Annotated in this window: 16 protein-coding genes and 1 pseudogene; all 17 read right to left on the reverse strand. The window is 54.2% G+C overall.

The genetic code is table 11. The features are described from left to right. Nucleotide 1: 1 nt before the first annotated feature. Nucleotides 2-1384 carry a DUF6880 family protein gene (locus tag Q9L42_RS05835; protein ID WP_305909360.1) on the reverse strand — a complete coding sequence of 461 codons (1383 nt, stop codon included), beginning with the start codon at nucleotides 1382-1384 and terminating at the stop codon, nucleotides 2-4. A gap of 171 nt (nucleotides 1385-1555) precedes the next feature. Further along, nucleotides 1556-2836, reverse strand: a complete 1281-nt coding sequence (gene purD, locus Q9L42_RS05840) for a phosphoribosylamine--glycine ligase (RefSeq protein WP_305909359.1) — start codon at nucleotides 2834-2836, stop codon at nucleotides 1556-1558. 119 nt (nucleotides 2837-2955) lie between these two features. Continuing rightward, the gene (gene purH, locus Q9L42_RS05845; RefSeq protein ID WP_305909358.1) at nucleotides 2956-4515 is read right to left on the reverse strand and encodes a bifunctional phosphoribosylaminoimidazolecarboxamide formyltransferase/IMP cyclohydrolase; all 1560 of its coding nucleotides are present in this window, start codon (nucleotides 4513-4515) and stop codon (nucleotides 2956-2958) included. Between the two features lie 29 nt (nucleotides 4516-4544). Continuing rightward, a complete protein-coding gene (locus Q9L42_RS05850; RefSeq protein ID WP_305909357.1) occupies nucleotides 4545-4829 on the reverse strand; it encodes a helix-turn-helix domain-containing protein in 285 nt (94 codons plus the stop codon). A 3-nt stretch (nucleotides 4830-4832) separates the two neighbouring features. After that, entirely contained in the window at nucleotides 4833-5813 is a 981-nt protein-coding gene (gene dusB, locus Q9L42_RS05855) for a tRNA dihydrouridine synthase DusB (RefSeq protein WP_305909356.1), read from the reverse strand. 507 nt (nucleotides 5814-6320) lie between these two features. Then, complete coding sequence (locus Q9L42_RS05860) at nucleotides 6321-6875, reverse strand: hypothetical protein (RefSeq protein ID WP_305909355.1); 555 nt, start codon at nucleotides 6873-6875, stop codon at nucleotides 6321-6323. Beyond that, complete coding sequence (locus tag Q9L42_RS05865) at nucleotides 6872-7045, reverse strand: heavy metal translocating P-type ATPase metal-binding domain-containing protein (protein ID WP_305909354.1); 174 nt, start codon at nucleotides 7043-7045, stop codon at nucleotides 6872-6874. Before Q9L42_RS05865 ends, Q9L42_RS05860 begins: the two co-directional genes overlap by 4 nt. 7 nt (nucleotides 7046-7052) lie before the next feature. Then, the gene (locus Q9L42_RS05870) at nucleotides 7053-8249 is read right to left on the reverse strand and encodes a class I SAM-dependent rRNA methyltransferase (RefSeq protein ID WP_305909353.1); all 1197 of its coding nucleotides are present in this window, start codon (nucleotides 8247-8249) and stop codon (nucleotides 7053-7055) included. A 5-nt stretch (nucleotides 8250-8254) separates the two neighbouring features. Then, on the reverse strand, nucleotides 8255-8902 hold the full coding sequence (locus Q9L42_RS05875) for a zinc-ribbon and DUF3426 domain-containing protein (protein WP_305909352.1): 648 nt from the start codon (nucleotides 8900-8902) through the stop codon (nucleotides 8255-8257). A 3-nt stretch (nucleotides 8903-8905) separates the two neighbouring features. Then, nucleotides 8906-9787 carry a 50S ribosomal protein L11 methyltransferase gene (gene prmA / locus Q9L42_RS05880; protein ID WP_305909351.1) on the reverse strand — a complete coding sequence of 294 codons (882 nt, stop codon included), beginning with the start codon at nucleotides 9785-9787 and terminating at the stop codon, nucleotides 8906-8908. Between the two features lie 58 nt (nucleotides 9788-9845). Continuing rightward, nucleotides 9846-11192 carry an acetyl-CoA carboxylase biotin carboxylase subunit gene (accC, locus tag Q9L42_RS05885; protein ID WP_305909350.1) on the reverse strand — a complete coding sequence of 449 codons (1347 nt, stop codon included), beginning with the start codon at nucleotides 11190-11192 and terminating at the stop codon, nucleotides 9846-9848. Nucleotides 11193-11209: 17 nt separating this feature from the next. Continuing rightward, a pseudogene (gene accB / locus Q9L42_RS05890) lies at nucleotides 11210-11661 on the reverse strand (acetyl-CoA carboxylase biotin carboxyl carrier protein). 4 nt (nucleotides 11662-11665) lie between these two features. Next, nucleotides 11666-12112 (reverse strand): type II 3-dehydroquinate dehydratase, encoded by a 447-nt coding sequence (aroQ, locus tag Q9L42_RS05895; protein ID WP_305909348.1) that lies wholly within the window; start codon nucleotides 12110-12112, stop codon nucleotides 11666-11668. 356 nt (nucleotides 12113-12468) lie between these two features. Next, complete coding sequence (locus tag Q9L42_RS05900) at nucleotides 12469-13836, reverse strand: L-serine ammonia-lyase (RefSeq protein ID WP_349432273.1); 1368 nt, start codon at nucleotides 13834-13836, stop codon at nucleotides 12469-12471. A 75-nt stretch (nucleotides 13837-13911) separates the two neighbouring features. Continuing rightward, nucleotides 13912-14430 carry a TlpA family protein disulfide reductase gene (locus Q9L42_RS05905; RefSeq protein ID WP_349432275.1) on the reverse strand — a complete coding sequence of 173 codons (519 nt, stop codon included), beginning with the start codon at nucleotides 14428-14430 and terminating at the stop codon, nucleotides 13912-13914. Continuing rightward, complete coding sequence (gene dsbD / locus Q9L42_RS05910; RefSeq protein ID WP_349432277.1) at nucleotides 14427-16631, reverse strand: protein-disulfide reductase DsbD; 2205 nt, start codon at nucleotides 16629-16631, stop codon at nucleotides 14427-14429. The genes Q9L42_RS05905 and dsbD overlap by 4 nt, the downstream gene beginning before the upstream one ends. Then, a complete protein-coding gene (gene cutA / locus Q9L42_RS05915; RefSeq protein ID WP_349432278.1) occupies nucleotides 16613-16930 on the reverse strand; it encodes a divalent-cation tolerance protein CutA in 318 nt (105 codons plus the stop codon). Before cutA ends, dsbD begins: the two co-directional genes overlap by 19 nt. Nucleotides 16931-17048 lie beyond the last annotated feature (118 nt).

The following is a 17048-nucleotide window of genomic DNA, read 5'->3' on the forward strand; positions in this document are numbered from 1 at the left end:
GTTAGTTGTTATCCACTAAAGGCCAGAAGCTTCGTTTTCGTCCATGTTGTTCGCGTAACTGTTGTTCATAGTCGGCATGGCTAATCAAAGGCGCGTATTCGGGATTCTGCTGATCCAGTGTGCGCAGTTTCTTCAGATAGTCTGCGGCATGCCGATAAGCTTGGGACTTGCCTCGATTCAGAATGTCGTCAAGCAGGCAGCGCTGTAACACGATACGGACATGTATTGCTGCGGCCGGCGTCAACTCCAGCAAACGGGTCAATGTCGCATAATGGCACTGCGCCAGTTCTTTCTGGTCCGCCACGACGCTTTCACGCGCCAGTTCGAACTCTTCCAATCTGAGTAGCAATTCCAGTTTGGCGACTGCGGAATTTTTTTGCATGACCAAATCGATTGCCTGTTGGCGTAGGCGTGTCGCTTCGTCCTTGGTGACCAGGGGAATGAGCGCCTGCAGATTTTCGAAGGTCGGACTGAGTTCGAGACGCGATCTTAAGGCTTCCAGTTGTTGTTGCGGTTGCTGTAGCGCTTGGCGGCATTGCGCCAGTAAAGACAAACGTTCGATATTTTCATCTCGCCAAGCAGTCGTTGGCCAAGGTTCGGTCAACCACTGTAAAGCCCCTTGATAATCTTCACAGCGCATATAGAAGCGCGCCAGATCTTCGAGCTGCATGGGGTTTGGTTGCGAACTGGCCAAGAGGACTGCGCGCCGATATAAGTCCGTATCTTTCAAGGCTTCGGCGATTGCTAGGAGATTGACTTTCCAGCTCAAATACCTCAGGTCTTCTGCGCCTTGATCCAACGCCTTGCGCAGCCCCGTTTCGTAATAGAAAGCCAGCTGGCGCAACTCATCTTTGCTTAACAGCAAATGGGCATTGGGCAGTAAGGGATCGAAAATGGCGTAATCGTTGTCATTGGCCATGCGTTTGACCCGCTCCAACCATCCTTCCGGTGGCTCTGGGCTGCGCTTGGCTGCTTGCAACCATAACAGACAAGCTTGTTGATACAGATCGCCGACATAACCGTTGGAGTCATCGCATCGCTCCAGGCTGTTGGCTGCGGTATTCAGAAATGCATCCAGCAGCGCGAATGCCTGCTCGGGAGACTTTGGCAGAATATGTTGTTCAATTTCGGCAAGCAGTTGTTGAATTTCATCGCCAAAGGCGTCGGTTTCGTAATAATCGTAAAACTTTCTTCCCCGTTTCAGGCTCGTGATTTGTTTTCGCAATGATTTTTCCAAGGCATCGCAATCTTCTATTAAGAGGAGGCGCTCGATGCGTTGGTCAATGCTCTTATCTATGGCGCCATGCAAACTGGCGGTGAACTCCGCCAGCACGTCTTTGTTTAGTTCAGCCAGGTTGGCCTGTAAAGAGTCTTTCTCATTCATCGAAGGTATCTCGCAGTCAGGTCAGGATACGTCATAACCGATGCCCGATTGAAGAAAGGGCTAGGGTGCGTTGTTCCGCATTCCGCAAGGCTTCATGCGGGCTACTTGCTTCTGCTTCTATCAGTGTCGGTCGGGTTAGGAATGCCTAACCCGACAAATTAATCATACAGATCAACCCGCTTTAATTGCCTTAAAGCCGATGTCGGTGCGGTAATAGACGCCGTCCCAGCTGATTTGCCGGGTCAATTGATAGGCTTTGTCTTGCGCGTCGGCGATGCTGTTGCCCAAGGCGGTGGCGCACAGCACGCGGCCGCCGGCGGTGACGACGCCTTGTTCGCTTTGTTGGGTGCCGGCATGGAATACCTTGCTGTCGGCAGTTTCCTGTTCAGGCAGGCCTGAAATAACATCACCCTTGCGGTAGTTGTCGGGATAGCCGCCGGCCGCCAATACCACGCCCAATGCGGGGCGTTGGTCCCACTGCGTTTCGGTTTTATCCAGGCTCTGGTCCAGGGCCGCCTGACACAGATCGACCAGGTCGCTTTGAAGGCGCATCATGATCGGCTGGGTTTCCGGATCGCCGAAGCGGCAGTTGTATTCCAGCACCTTGATCGAGCCATCTTTGTTGATCATCAGACCGGCATAGAGGAAGCCGGTATATGGGTGGCCGTCTTCGCGCATGCCTTGCAGCGTCGGGTTGATGACTTCATTCATCACGCGTTGGTAGATTTCGTCGGTGACCACCGGCGCCGGCGAATACGCGCCCATGCCGCCGGTGTTCGGGCCGGCGTCGCCGTTGTCGCGGGCCTTGTGGTCTTGCGAGGTCGCCATCGGCAGCGCATGCTCTCCGTCGGCGATGACGATGAAGCTGGCTTCCTCGCCGTCGAGGAATTCCTCGATCACGACGCGGTGGCCGGCTTCGCCGAAGCTGTTGCCGGACAGCATGTCTTCGACCGCGTCTGTCGCCTCTTGTTCGCTTTGCGCGACGATCACGCCTTTACCGGCCGCTAGGCCGTCGGCTTTGACCACGATAGGCGCGCCCTTGGTTTTAATATAATCGATGGCCGCCCGGGTATCGGTGAAGGTCTGGTATTCGGCGGTCGGAATATTGTGGCGGGCCATGAAATCCTTACAGAAGGCTTTGGAGCCTTCCAGTTGCGCGGCGGCGGCTGATGGGCCGAAGCAGGCTAAACCTGCGGCCTGAAAGCTGTCGACGATGCCGGCGACCAGCGGCGCTTCCGGGCCGATGATAGTCAGGCCGATTTGTTCTTGCTGGGCGAATTCGACTAGAGCGGGAATGTCGTCGACGCCGATCGCGACGTTTTCGATGCCGTCTTCCAACGCGGTGCCGGCGTTGCCGGGCGCGACATAGACGCGGCTGACTTTGCTTGATTGTTTCGCTTTCCAGGCCAGTGCATGTTCACGGCCGCCACTGCCAACGATGAGGATTTTCATGAGTATCTTTGCGGGCTGAAGTTGAATTATCTATTGTAGGATGTGCTGAACAAAGTGAAGCGCATCGTTGAATTACGATCGATGCGCTTCCTATCGTCAGCACATCCTACAGAAAGGGATTAATGACGGAAATGACGCATGCCGGTCAATACCATCGCTAGGCCGTGTTCGTCGGCGGCGGCGATGACTTCCTCGTCGCGCATCGAGCCGCCCGGATGAATGACTGCGGTGACGCCGGCAGCGGCGGCGGCGTCGATGCCATCGCGGAACGGGAAGAAGGCGTCCGAAGCCATCACCGAGCCGGGCACTTCCAGGCCTTCGTCGGCCGCCTTGATGCCGGCGATCTTGGCCGAATAGACTCGGCTCATTTGGCCGGCGCCGACGCCGATCGTGCGTCCGCCTTTGCCGTAGACGATCGCATTGGACTTGACGAACTTGGCGACTTTCCAAGTAAACAACAAGTCGTTCATTTCCTGTTCCGTTGGCGCCCGTTTGCTGACGACCTTGACTTCGGCGGCGCTGATGCTGCCATAATCCTTGTCTTGCACCAGCAGACCGCCGGAGACGCGTTTGAAATCCAGCGCGGGGGCATGGCCGCTGTTCCATAGGCCGGCTTCCAGCACGCGCACGTTTTGTTTGGCTGCCAGCACCTGTTGCGCGGCCGGGGTCACGGTCGGGGCGATGATCACTTCGACGAATTGGCGCTTGATGATTTCGGCCGCGGTTTGTTCGTCCAATTCGCGGTTGAAGGCGATGATGCCGCCGAACGCGGAAGTCGGGTCGGTCGCGTAAGCCAGGTCATAGGCCGTGAAAATATCGTCGGCAATCGCCACGCCGCAGGGGTTGGCGTGTTTGACGATGACGCAGGCCGCCTGTTCGTCGAATTCCTTAACGCATTCCAGCGCGGCGTCGGCGTCGGCAATGTTGTTATAGGACAGTTCCTTGCCTTGCAATTGTTTGGCCGCCGAAATGGTGCCGGATTGCGCATCTTTTTCCCGGTAGAACGCCGCTTTTTGATGAGGATTCTCGCCATAGCGCATCGTCTGTAGGCGATGAAACTGCAGATTCAACGTATCGGGGAAGGCTTGCTGATTGACGCCGGCCAAATAGGCGGAAATCGCTGTATCATAACGGGCGGTGTGTTCGAAGCCTTTCAGCGCCAGATCGAAACGTGTTTGCTGACTCAGGCTGACGTCATTGGCCTGCAGTTCGCTCAGGATGGCTTGATAATCGTCAGGATTGACGACGACGGCGACATCGGCGTGATTCTTGGCCGCCGCGCGCAGCATCGTCGGACCGCCGATATCGATGTTTTCGATCGCCGTTTCCAGGTCGCAATCGGGATTCGCGACGGTTTGCTCGAAGGGATAGAGGTTGACGACCACCATATCGATGGCTTTGATATCGTTAGCCGCCATCACTTCATCATCGATGCCGCGACGCCCGAGTATGCCGCCATGGACCTTCGGATGTAGGGTCTTGACCCGGCCGGCCATCATTTCAGGAAAGCCTGTGTAATCGGACACTTCGGTGACGGCGACTTGGTTTTGCTGCAGCAGTTTGGCGGTACCGCCTGTCGACAGCAATTCTATGCCCAGTTGCGTCAGCTGCTGGCAAAATTCAAGCACGCCGGTTTTGTCCGAGACGCTGACCAGGGCGCGGGTAACTTTTTTCTTCATGTAAACAAACCTCAGGGGATTTTTTAAAATTAACTGATGCCGTATTGGTCCAGCTTTTTGCGCAATGTGCTGCGGCTCAGACCCAAGATTTTGGCGGTTTTGGTCTGATTATAATTGGCGTGCTTGAGCGCGGTTTCCAGCAACGGTTTTTCAACTTCGGCCAGCACCAAGGCGTATAGGCCGGAGGAATCGTGGCCATTGAGCTGGGAAAAATAGCCGTCGACGGCATAGCGGACATGCTCGGATAACGGCCGGGTGCTGTCGTTGGCGGAGCTGATAGGTATACTGTCTTTGTCAATTTGGGGTGCGATCATTATTCAAGCTGTATTGTGCGTGATGTCGTTGAACGATAAATTAACCAGCGCCAGTTGAGCTGCCGGGAGTTGCGCCTGATTAATCTCTTGTTTGCGGGCCGCGGGAAGAGAGCCCAGTTTGTCAAAATACCAGCCGATATGCTTGCGCGCTATTCTAACACCGCTGATATTCCCGTAGAAGCTGTATAAGTTTTCCAGATGATTATTAATTATCGATTGAGCTTCGCTCCGCGTTGGCATAGCGTAGTGTGCCGAAGCATCGAGTCGATTCTGTATTTCCTGAAATATCCAAGGCTTGCCTTGTGCCGCACGGCCGATCATGACGGCATCGGCGCCGGTTTCGTGCAGGACTTTTTTGGCTTTCTCGGCGGAGTCGATATCGCCATTGGCGATGACCGGAATGGCGACCGTTTGTTTAACCCGCTTGATCGTGTCATATTCCGCTGCGCCATTGAATTTACAGGCCCTGGTGCGGCCATGGATCGCTAAGGCTTGTATGCCGCAGTTTTCGGCTATTTTGGCGATGGCCAGCGCATTGCGGTTTTGTTTGTCCCATCCTGTGCGTATCTTCAGCGTGACCGGAACGGACACGGCGTCGACGACACGAGTCAGGATTTTTTCCACCAGGGCTTCGTCTCTTAACAAGGCCGAGCCGGCCGCGACCGAACAGACCTTTTTCGCCGGACAGCCCATGTTGATGTCGATGATATGCGCGCCACGGGCGACATTGATTGTTGCCGCGGCGGCCATTTGTTCGGGGTCGGTGCCGAGTATCTGTACCGAACGCAAACCGCTGTCGCCGCTATGGTCGGTTTTTTGCAAGGTTCTTTTGTGATTTTGCAGCTGAGGGCTGGAGGCGACCATTTCCGAGACCGTCAGGCCCGCGCCGAATTGCTTGCACAGCTCCCTGAACGGGCGGTCGGTAATGCCCGCCATCGGCGCAAGGATCAGGTTGTTAGCGAGTTTATACGGGCCGATCTGCATGTGCGTAGGGTGCTGCGAAAAGGTCGGCTATTCTACCTAAAAACGCCGAAAGGTGAAAGGCATCAGTTTGGCGTTCAAAAAGGGCATGGGATGTGTTTGGCGAGGATGTCGGCAGCAAGGATGCTGCCGTCAAGCCCCCAGGGATGGGTTTACGGCGCTCCTCGACAGACACATCCCAAGCCCTACTAAACACCGCTAAAACGTTCAAACTGATGGGAGTTGCTGGGTGACAGGGCGTTTCATCATTCCCGCGCTCTGCGCGGGAATGATATCTGAACCGTTCTGCGGTTCGGGACGCGGGAGCGTCCCTGACCGGGCTTCCACGCAGAGCGCTCATCGTTATACACATCTTTATGTGAACCATGTCATTCCGGCAGGGATTGCCGAAATCCAGGCTACAAGGATGTATTTGGCTTGTCATCCTTGACTCTGGATACCCGCTCCCGGCGGGTATGACGAGACTTATGTATAACGATGAGCGCAGAGCGTGGGAGCCATAACGTAACGTTATTTTTCAGGCGTTTGTTGTGTTTCCTGTTTTTCCGGAGTTTCGGTGAAAATCGGGTTGTTTTTATCGTCTTCGTGCAGTTTGGCTTTATCACCCGGGTAAATATGCCAGAAAGACTGGTCGATAGCGCCATCGGTATAGCCGTCTTTACGCGAGTGAGTGAACGGGCACCACCAGTTCTCGACGACTTTTACCAAATAGGCATGCCACTCGAACAGCGCGACGCTGTAAGGACAATACCAAGTGCAGTTCAGAATCCAGTACAGTTTCGATTGCGCCAGGCTCAGTTTGAAGGTGCCGTCCATAGTCACCTGGCTTTTTAGGTCGTAACGGTGACTGGCGCGGTCGGGCAGGAAGTCGCCCCAGGTCTTGACGTTTTCGGCGCCGACCAGCTTCAGACTGAAATAGGTCAGATAGGCGCTGGTGATGACGAAGGGCAGCGTCAAGATGGGCAGATAAATAAACAGCAGGCCTATGGCCCGTGACAGCACCGGCATTTTTTTATGGTTGCAGCCAATTTTGACTCGTTCTGAACAGGATTCGCAGGCTTTCATTTTTTCTCCTCTGGTGGATGGGATGGTAATTGGTCTTCATTAAGTAAGCGATAGATACACAGGCAGCCTTCACAACAGAAATGTTTTTCATCATTCTGGTCGGTTAAGCTGAAACCGGTAATGACGACCGGTTCGCCGCATAGGGCGCAGGGTTCGTTGTTTTCAGCCATGATGCGCCTATAAGCTGGGGGACACCGAACAGAAAAAGGTTTTTAAATAATCCGTTTCCATCACTGCCGGGTGAATGGGGTGGTCCGGTCCTTGGCCGCCGTCGGCAAAGAATATCAGGTGGCGATCGATATGGCGGGCGGAAGAGCGCAGAATCTCGTGAAGGTTTGCGCGGCTCAGGTGGTGCGAACAAGAAGCCGATACCAGGATGCCGTTTCTTTCCAGCACTTGCAACGCTAGGTGGTTCAATCGTCGATAAGCTTCGTAGCCGGCCTTGAAATCTTTCTTACGTTTGATTAATGCCGGCGGGTCCAATACCACGATGTCATAATGCTCGTTTTGTTCCCGCGCCTGGCGGAGAAAGTCAAACACGTCGCTGCGGACAAGGCGCAGGATGTCGCCGACACCGTTTAATTCCGCGCTGCTGGCGGCCATTGCCAGCGCCGATTCGGAACTGTCGACACAGGTGACTTCGGAAGCCCCCGCCATTGCCGCTGGTATGCCCCATGCGCCCGAATAGGAAAATAAGTCCAGCACCTTCAGGCCGCGCGATAATGCGGCCAATCTGGCGCGACTATCGCGGTGATCGTAAAACCAGCCGGTTTTTTGTCCCGCCAGGATGGAGATGTTGAAGCGGGCCTTGTTTTCCTCGATGATCAATGCCTCGGGGACTTTGCCGTAGACGATTTCCGGTTCCAGCGACAGGTTTTCCAGTTGCCTCTGGCCGTTGTCGTTTTTTAATAGGATGGCCTCGGGTTGCAGCAATTCGATTAAACAGGAAATCAGCACCTCTTTGTGTTTTTCGATGCCGGCGGTGGTGATCTGCACCGACAGCACGGAGCCGAAGCGGTCTATGACCAGGCCGGGAAGACCGTCGCTCTCGCCAAACACCAGGCGGTAATAGGGTTTGTCAAATAGCCGCTCTCGTAAGGTCAGCGCGGTGGCCAGGCGTGATTTAAAGAAGTTCGCCCCTACTTTGAGGTTCGCTTTTCTGGACAAGAGGCGGGCGCAGATCAGCGTATTGGGGTTGACATAGGCGGCGCCTAACGCCTTGCCGGCGTGATCCTTGACGACAGCTAGATCGCCGGGCGCAAATTGTTCCAAAGGGCTGCGTTTATTATCGACCTCATTGCTGAACACCCATAGATGGCCTTTGCGAAGACGCTTGTCTTCATGTTTTTTTAACAATAATTCAGGAATGGACATGATGGTTAGCGTAACTTGAAAGTGTAGCCGCCGATTTTATGACTCGGGGCGGCGATATCGAACACGATTTCCGCGCTTTCGTCGACGGCAAGTGGGGCGCCGGAAGACTGATAGTGTCGGGCGGAAAACACTCTTTCCGCGAAGGGCTCGCCGGTAAAGTTGAGCAGGGTCAATTGAATGTCCGGATAGGCTTGGGCAAACCCGGCCTGATTGACGATGATCGCTTTGAAGCGGTAGCTGTATTCGCCGTTGGCCTCCAGTGTTCCATGCATTATACTAATTTCATTGGGGTTTTTATAGTCGGGTAGCTGGCAATCGAACGTTTGACATGTTTTCAACAGCCAAGGGCGCAGCGCTGGATCTTGGCTTAAGTGATAAGCTTCGAAATAGAAAAACTGGCCAAGCAAGATCATTAGTCCCAGTAGAAAACCGAACAGCCATAACTTGGTGCGCGGTTTAGCGCCTTCATCGCTGGCGGAGAAGGGTTGGATGCTTTGTCGTTGCCGCTCATCTGTTATCGGTTGGTCGCTGATGTATTCCAGCGCGTCAAACATCGTCGCGCAGTTGCTGCATTTCATCATGCCTCGGCAAGCGCGCAAATCTTCGGTGCTAACGATATGCTGGCTTTTGCATTCCGGGCATTGGGTAAACATGATTTAGTTTTTCATGCCATCCAGGCGGCACCAGTCTTCCCGGCTGACCGGTGAGCTGATCTGCAGGCCTTGTTGTCGGTAGGCGGCGGCGACCGAGTCGGCTTGTTCATTCAGTATCCCGGATAACACCAACTGACCGCCCGGCTTTACCAGAGCGCTGATCGGCTTGGACAGTTCGACCAAGGGTTTCGCCAGAATATTGGCCAACACCACATCGCCGGGCTGCGGCGAAAATTGTTTCGGTAGATAAGTGGAAATGCGATCTTGGACGCCATTTTTTAGCGCATTGCTTTGCGTCGCTTCCAATGCTTGAGGATCGATGTCGATACAATAGGCGTGTTTCGTTCCCAGCAATAAGGCGGCCACGGCCAGAATGCCGGAACCGCAACCGTAATCGACGATGACTTGATCGCGAATGGCATGGCTGGCAAGCCACTCAAGACATAAGGCGGTCGTCGGATGAGTGCCGGTGCCGAACGCCAAGCCGGGATCCAGCGTCATGCAGACGCAGCCGGGTTCGTGTTGTTCCTGGCCGGTGGGACAAACCCATAGCCGTTCGCCGAATTTCATCGGCTGGTAATGTTCCATCCAGGCCCGTTCCCAGGCTTGATCCTCGATCAATTCCTCAGACCAATCCAACAACAGTTGTTCGTTGAACTGAGCGAAAATCAGGGTTTTGATCTGCTCCGCCTCGATCTCCAGCTCAAACAAGGCAATGACTTTGGTTCGATTCCAGATGCGAGTTTCACCGGGCGGAGGTTCATAGACCGGTTGATCCTCTGCGTCCATGTAAGTCACGGAAACGGCGCCCAGGTTGCTGAAAAAATCCGACAAGTCGGGCGCTGTTTTTGGGTCGGTGATCACCGAGAGTTGATGCCAGGCCATAGTCTGTTCGAAATTGCTAGGCCGGGTTTCCGCGGTCACTTTCGGAAACCCGGGGGGCTTATTTATTGGTACCCAGTTTCTTTTCCAGGTAATGGATATTTTGACAGCCCTGAGCAAAGGCGCTGTCGGCCATAATATCCTGCTGCAATGGGATATTGGTCTTGATGCCGTCGATCACCATTTCACTCAAGGCCGTCTTCATGCGGGCAATGGCGCTTTGCCGATCGTCCCCATGGGCAATCAGTTTGCCGATCATCGAATCATAGAAGGGCGGTACTTTGTAGCCGTTGTAAATATGGGTTTCACAGCGGATTCCCGGTCCGCCCGGCATATGAAATTGATCGATGGTGCCCGGGCTAGGCATGAACGTTTTAGGATCTTCGGCGTTCAGTCGACACTCGATGGCGTGGCCGGTGAAGGTGACTTGGTCTTGGCTGATCGATAACGGTTCGCCGGCGGCAATGCGCAATTGCTCTTTGACGATGTCGAAGCTGGTAATCATTTCGGTGACCGGGTGTTCAACCTGTACCCGGGTGTTCATCTCAATGAAATAGAACTCGCCTTTTTCATACAGGAATTCGAAGGTGCCGGCGCCTAAATAACCGATGTCGACACAGGCCTTCGCGCACTGTTCGCCCATTCGGTTGCGCTCTTCTTCGGTGATGCCGGGGGCCGGCGCTTCTTCGACGACTTTTTGATGGCGTCGTTGCATCGAACAGTCGCGCTCTCCCAGGTGGATGGCGTTGCCATGGGCATCGGCCAGCACTTGAAATTCTATGTGGCGCGGATCCTCCAGGAACTTTTCCATATAGACCGTGCCGTTACCGAACGCAGAGGATGCTTCGGCCTTGGTCATCGTGATCGCGTTGATCAGCGCCGCTTCGGTGTGTACGGTGCGCATGCCGCGACCGCCACCGCCGCCGGCAGCCTTGATGATGACCGGGTAGCCTATTTCCTGAGCCATTTTCAGATTGGTGGCGTTATCGTTGCCCAGCGGTTCGCCGTTGCCCGGGACACAAGGGATGCCGGCGGCTATCATGGCTTTCTTGGCGGCGATCTTATCGCCCATAATGCGGATGGTTTCGGCTCTCGGACCGATGAAGGTGAAGCCGCTCTGGCTGACTTTTTCGGCAAAGTCGGCGTTTTCGGATAAAAACCCATAGCCAGGATGAATCGCCTCCGCGTCGGTGACTTCGGCGGCGCTGATGATAGCCGGGATGTTCAGGTAGCTATCCGCCGATGCGGCCGGGCCGATGCAGACGGCTTCGTCCGCTAGGCGCACATGTTTAAGGTCGCGATCGGCGACGGAATGAACGGCTACGGCTTTGACGCCCAATTCTCGGCAGGCGCGTAATATGCGTAGTGCGATCTCGCCTCGGTTGGCGATGACAATTTTATCGAACATGATTCTTCACCTATAAGTTATTCGATGATGAATAAAGGTTGGTCATATTCGACAGGCTGCGCATTTTCAACCAGAATCTGTTTGATCGTGCCGCTTTTGTCCGCTTCAATTTGATTGAGAATTTTCATCGCTTCAATGATGCACAATGTATCGCCGACCGTGACCGACTGTCCCAGCTCGACAAAGGCTTTGGCGCCGGGTGATGCCGCGCGGTAGAAGGTGCCGACCATCGGCGATTTAACCGCATGACCGCTGATTGTTGGTTCCTCAGCCGCGGCGGCAGGAGCCGCTTCTGTGCCGGCAGGCGCGGCAGGCGCCGCGGCGACGGGGCGGCGACGGCGACTTGTGGTGGGTTGATGGATGAAAGTCGGCTGATTCTGACCGATTCTTCGCCTTCGCTAATTTCCAGTTCGGCGATGTCAGAATCCTCGATGATTTCAATCAGTTTTTTTATTTTTCTAATATCCATGGTGTTAGTTTCTCTCTGCTAATATCTGATGAGCGGCTTGTAACGCAAGTTCATAGCCGCTCGCCCCCAGTCCGCAAATAACGCCTTCGGCGATATCGGATAAATAGGAATGTTTTCTGAATGGCTCACGCGCATGAACGTTTGATAAATGCACTTCAATAAAGGGAATTTTACTGGCCAATAGGGCATCCCGGATGGCAACGCTGGTGTGAGTGAATGCCGCCGGATTGATGATGATGAAATCGGCCTGGTTATGCAAGGCACCGTGTATATGCTCGACAATTTCATGTTCGGCATTGTTTTGGTGGAAATCGAGTCGATGGCCTAGGTCTTCGGCCATTAATTCCAGTGAGTTCTGGATATCTTCGAGTGTTTTTGTTCCATAATGTCCTGGTTCGCGGACGCCTAACAGGTTTAGGTTCGGGCCGTTTAGAATAATTATTGTTGCCATTAGGTTGTTGAATCGAAAATACTCAAGGTCGATAATTTTGCCTAATTTGCGAGGTTTTGTCCAGATATATGTGGTTTCATGTCAGATAGCGGCAGAAACTTCAATTTTATGTCGCTTTAATCGGAATTTAATGGTTTTTTAACGCAGCGGCCGAATTGCTGGCCAGCGCGATAAAACCGAGTGCATCGGGAGGCGAGAGGTCTGTTAGGCAAACGAAGGATCAAGCCATCTCCGGGCCTTTCGGCGGTCGCTCGGCGACGAAGCGGTTTGCCGCTTGCTTACACAATGAATGACTTGGGGTCCACCGATGCAATATATGGCTCATTTATCCCGAACTGAGGTGAATTAGCGTTTCCTCAGCACTCCGTTACATTGACAGCCAATCCACCCTGTGAGGTTTCTTTGTATTTGCTTTGCATGTCGGCGCCGGTCTCGCGCATCGTTTTGATGACCTTATCCAATGACACCAAATGCGTACCGGTGCCTCTGAGCGCCATACGTGCGGCATTGATCGCCTTGACGGCGCCCATCGCATTGCGCTCGATACAGGGGATTTGCACCAGGCCGCCGATCGGATCGCAGGTCAGGCCGAGATTGTGTTCCATGCCGATTTCGGCGGCGTTTTCCACCTGTTCCGGATTGCCGCCCAAGATTTCCGTCAAGGCGCCGGCGGCCATCGAACAGGCGACGCCGACCTCACCTTGACAGCCGACTTCGGCGCCGGAAATCGAGGCGTTTTCTTTATACAGGATGGCGAAGGCGCCGGCGGTCAATAAAAAACGCACTACGCCTTCTTCGTTCGCGTTGTGGCAGAATTGCCAGTAATAATGCAATACGGCCGGAATTATGCCGGCTGCGCCGTTGGTCGGCGCAGTAACGACCCGTCCGCCCGCGGCGTTTTCTTCGCTGACCGCCAAGGCGAACATATTGACCCAATCCAGTTGTCCTAGCGGGACCGGATTTTTTTCACTCTCTTCCTGCAGTTGCTTATAGAGGTCAGCCGCCCGGCGTTTGACGTTCAAGCCGCCCGGCAAGATGCCTTGCTGTTTGATGCCCCGTTGTACACAGGCTTGCATGACGGCCCAGATTGCCAACAAGTTTTCCCGAATTTCCTGCTGACTTAACCAGGCTTTTTCGTTATTGAGCATGATCGTGCTGATCGAACATTTATGCAGCAGGCATAATTTGAGCAGTTCGTCGGAGCTTTTAAACGGATAGGGCAGGCAATTTTCACCGCCGTTGTCGGCGGCTTGCGGGATTTCTCCGCTGCTGATGAAACCGCCGCCGATCGAGAAATAGTCTTTTTTCAGCAGGATTTCCGTTCCGGAAAAGGCGCTGAAACGCATGCCGTTGGCATGGAAAGGCAAGGCCTTGAGATGGTAATGCAGGTCCGTATCCTCGTCGAACGGCACCGCTGTCTTATGCAGCAGTTGCAGTCGTTTTTGGTTGCGAATAGCGTCCAGCCTTGCGGGGATCGTATCGGGGGCGATTTGATCGGGTTTTTCGCCTTCGAGTCCGAGCAGTATGGCTTTGTTAGTGCCATGACCCTTGCCGGTTGCGCCCAGGGAGCCGAACAAGTCGATTTTAAGGCGGGTGACCTGCTCAAGCCTGTGTTGTTCTTGCAGTTGCTCGGCGAATAGCCTAGCCGCGCGCATCGGTCCGACGGTATGGGAACTGGAAGGTCCAATGCCGATTTTAAAGATATCGAAAACACTAATGGGCATTAAGATCACCTTGTTGTCTATTGCAAATCATTGAACTATCGACCCTGAACTTTGTTTCAAGGTTCAGCGGGGGCGCTACAGCAAGGGCTTTAAGATCTGAAGCAGCTTGGTCCGGTCTAATTCACCTGGATGTCTATGGATGATTTGGCCTTGTTGATTGACGATGACGGTGTAAGGGACGGCGCCGATGATGTTGCCCAGCTGCTGCGACAAGCTAATACCGGCATCACCGCCGATCAGTATCGGGTAATTGATCGTATGGCTGTTGAGAAATTCCGCGACCGGTTCTTTTTCCTCGATGGCGACGCCGATAAACTGGACGTCTCGAACACCTAGCTGTTCCTGCAGTTTAATGAATTCGGGAATTTCTTTCAAACAAGGGGGGCACCACGTGGCCCAGAAGTTGACGATCAGAATCTTGCCCCGCCATTCCTCGATGTTGCGCACCGTCCCGGATATGTCGGGCAGGCTGAAATCTAAACCGTTCTCGGTCTGTGTCGAAGGGCCGGCGGAAACAGCCGTTATGTTTTGTACCGCGACGCCGCCCGCTAAGGCGAACAGGGCGACGATGGCGATGATCAGGTTTTGTTTCATAGCTTGCTTAATGTCTGACTGAAGGTTGCGGCGTCCTGATAGCCGATGACCCTGGCGTGGATGATTTCACGCTGGTCGCTATCGAAAAATATAATGCCCGGCGGACCGATCAGATTGAATTGTTTTAAGAGAGCCTGGTCGGCCTCATCGTTTGCCGTGACATCGGCCTGCAGCAGCATGAAATCGGCCAATTGTCGTTTGATGGCCGGGTCGCTGAAGGTATAGGCCTCCATTTCCTTGCAGGAAATGCACCAATCGGCATAAAAATCTAGCATCACCATCTGGTGCTGGGCGTCGGCTAGGCGCAGCTGCCGATGCAGATCCTCGGTGGTTTTGATGCGTTGGAAGGGTAGGCTTTCCTGCTCCGGCGCTGCGCTATGACTGGCCAGACCGCGCAAAGGCTGTAGTGGGTTGTCGTTGCCGGCGCTGACGCCGATCAGCAGCAACACCCCGTAGACCAGCATGATCAGGCCGAGGCCTTTCCATAGCCGGCGCCAGTTCGAGGCTTCCTGCGGCAGCGGATCGATGGCGTTCAGATAGATGGCCGGGATGATCAGCAACATCGACCATAACACCATCGTCACCGAACCCGGCAGTATACGGTCCAACATCCAGACGGCGACCGCCAACATGATCACGCCAAACACCGCTTTGGTGGAATTGAGCCAGTGTCCGGCTCTAGGCAACAGCCTGCCGGCGGAGGCGCCGAGCAATAGTAATGGCGCTCCCATGCCCAGGCCCATCACGAACAAGGCCGAGCCACCCAGCAGCGCATCGCCGGTCTGGCCGATATAAACCAGCGCCGCGGCCAGCGGCGCAGCTACGCAAGGGCCGACGATCAGCGACGATAGGGCTCCCATGATGAAGGCGCCGGCATAAGAGCCGTCTCGGTGCTTATCGCTGGATTGATGCAGACGGCTCTGTATCGACTTCGGCATTTCCAGGTTATAGAAGCCGAACATCGACAGCGACAATAAGATGAATATGCCGCTGAACAGCGCGATGACCCAGGGCTCCTGGAAGATGGCCTGGAGATTGCTGCCGAACAGTGCGGCGAGGATGCCGAATGCGGTATAAGTCAATGCCGAGGCCAGCACATAACTGAGCGATAGCAGGAAGGCCTTGCGCTGGGTCATTTCCTTGCCATGGCCGACGATGATGCCGGAGAGTATCGGAATCATCGGGAAAACGCAGGGAGTGAATGCCAACAGCAGACCAAAACCGAAGAAACTGATTAGGGTCAGCGGCAAGGTGTCTTGTTGCAGAGAGTTGACGATCTGATCCTGTTCCGAAAGAGCCGGTGCGGTGGAGTCGGTCAGTGTCTGTGCGGCCGGTAAGGCTAAATCGATGCTCGATTGCATCGGCGGATAACAGACCCCGCGCTCAGCGCAACCTTGATAGTTGGCGGTCAAGCGCAGGGTTTGCGCTGCTTTATCCAGGCGTTGCAGCGGGATATCAAAGCTCAGTTCGCGGTGGAAAATTTCCACCTGGCCGAATTCTGCGTCGCGATAGGGTTCGCCGCGGGGTATCTGAAACCGACCCAGGCGGGTGTTAGGATTCTCTTGTAGGTGTAATTGGATCTTGTCGCGGTACAGATAGTAACCCTCGGCGATGATCCAGTTGACATGCAGGGTGTGAGCATCCTTGACGCTGGCGTAAAAGCGAAAGGCTTGTTCAGCCGGCAGCAATTCGTCTTCGAACAGATTCAAGGCCATGCCCTTGACGCCTTTCAGTAGCTGTCCGATGGCATCGTCGGCCGGGTTTTGTCGTCTAGGCAGGTCGATTTCCAAGACGGTCTTCTGCGGTGGATAGCAGACGCCGATATCGGCGCAGCCTTGATATTTGACTAGCAGCCGTAACTGGGTTTGTTGTTGAACGCCGGTGAGCGGCAGAATGACTTTGAGGTGGTCGCGGTAAATTTCGACATCGCCAAAAAACTCATCATGCTTGATTTTGCCGCCCGGCAGTTCGGCGGTTTCGGCCGCGATGCCGTCGCTTTGCGAGGCGAAAGCCAATTTGTTGCGATATAGATAATAGCCCTCGTGTATTTCCCAGTTCAGTTCGATTCGGTTTTTGGACAAGGCCTGGGCTGACAACTTGAAGGCCTGTTCCGGGGGGAGTAATTCTTCAGCGGTGATGGCGGCAAGTTGTTGACTGAAAAAAGTCAATAAAAACGCAACAATTAAGAAGCAACGAGACATGAGTCTATCCATTTCAAATAGTCGGGGAGGCCACGGTCGATTGAGACTGCGATGATCTCCGGAAGTTCATAGGGGTGCAGAGCCTTGATTTGACGCTCCAGTTCCGGGTATTGCCCGCTATGTGATTTGATCAGCAACAGCTGTTCCTGTTCGGTTTCGACCTTTCCTTGCCAAAGATAGACCGAGGTTACCGATGGCAGGATGTTGATGCAGGCCGCTAGCTGCGCTTCTATCAGATGACTGGCGATTTTTTTCGCCGTGCATTGGTCTGGACAGGAGCAAAGAATAATTTGGTGCATGGTTCAATGTTACATTGTTTGTCATATTATCCTGGAAATTCGGGCCGGATGCCCATACTATTGAACTAATGTCGTCGGAAATTAGCATGACTAGTCTGACGTTAATTCAATTTTTATC

The sequence above is a fragment of the Methylomarinum sp. Ch1-1 genome (genome assembly GCF_030717995.2).
GTDB lineage: Bacteria > Pseudomonadota > Gammaproteobacteria > Methylococcales > Methylomonadaceae > Methylomarinum > Methylomarinum roseum.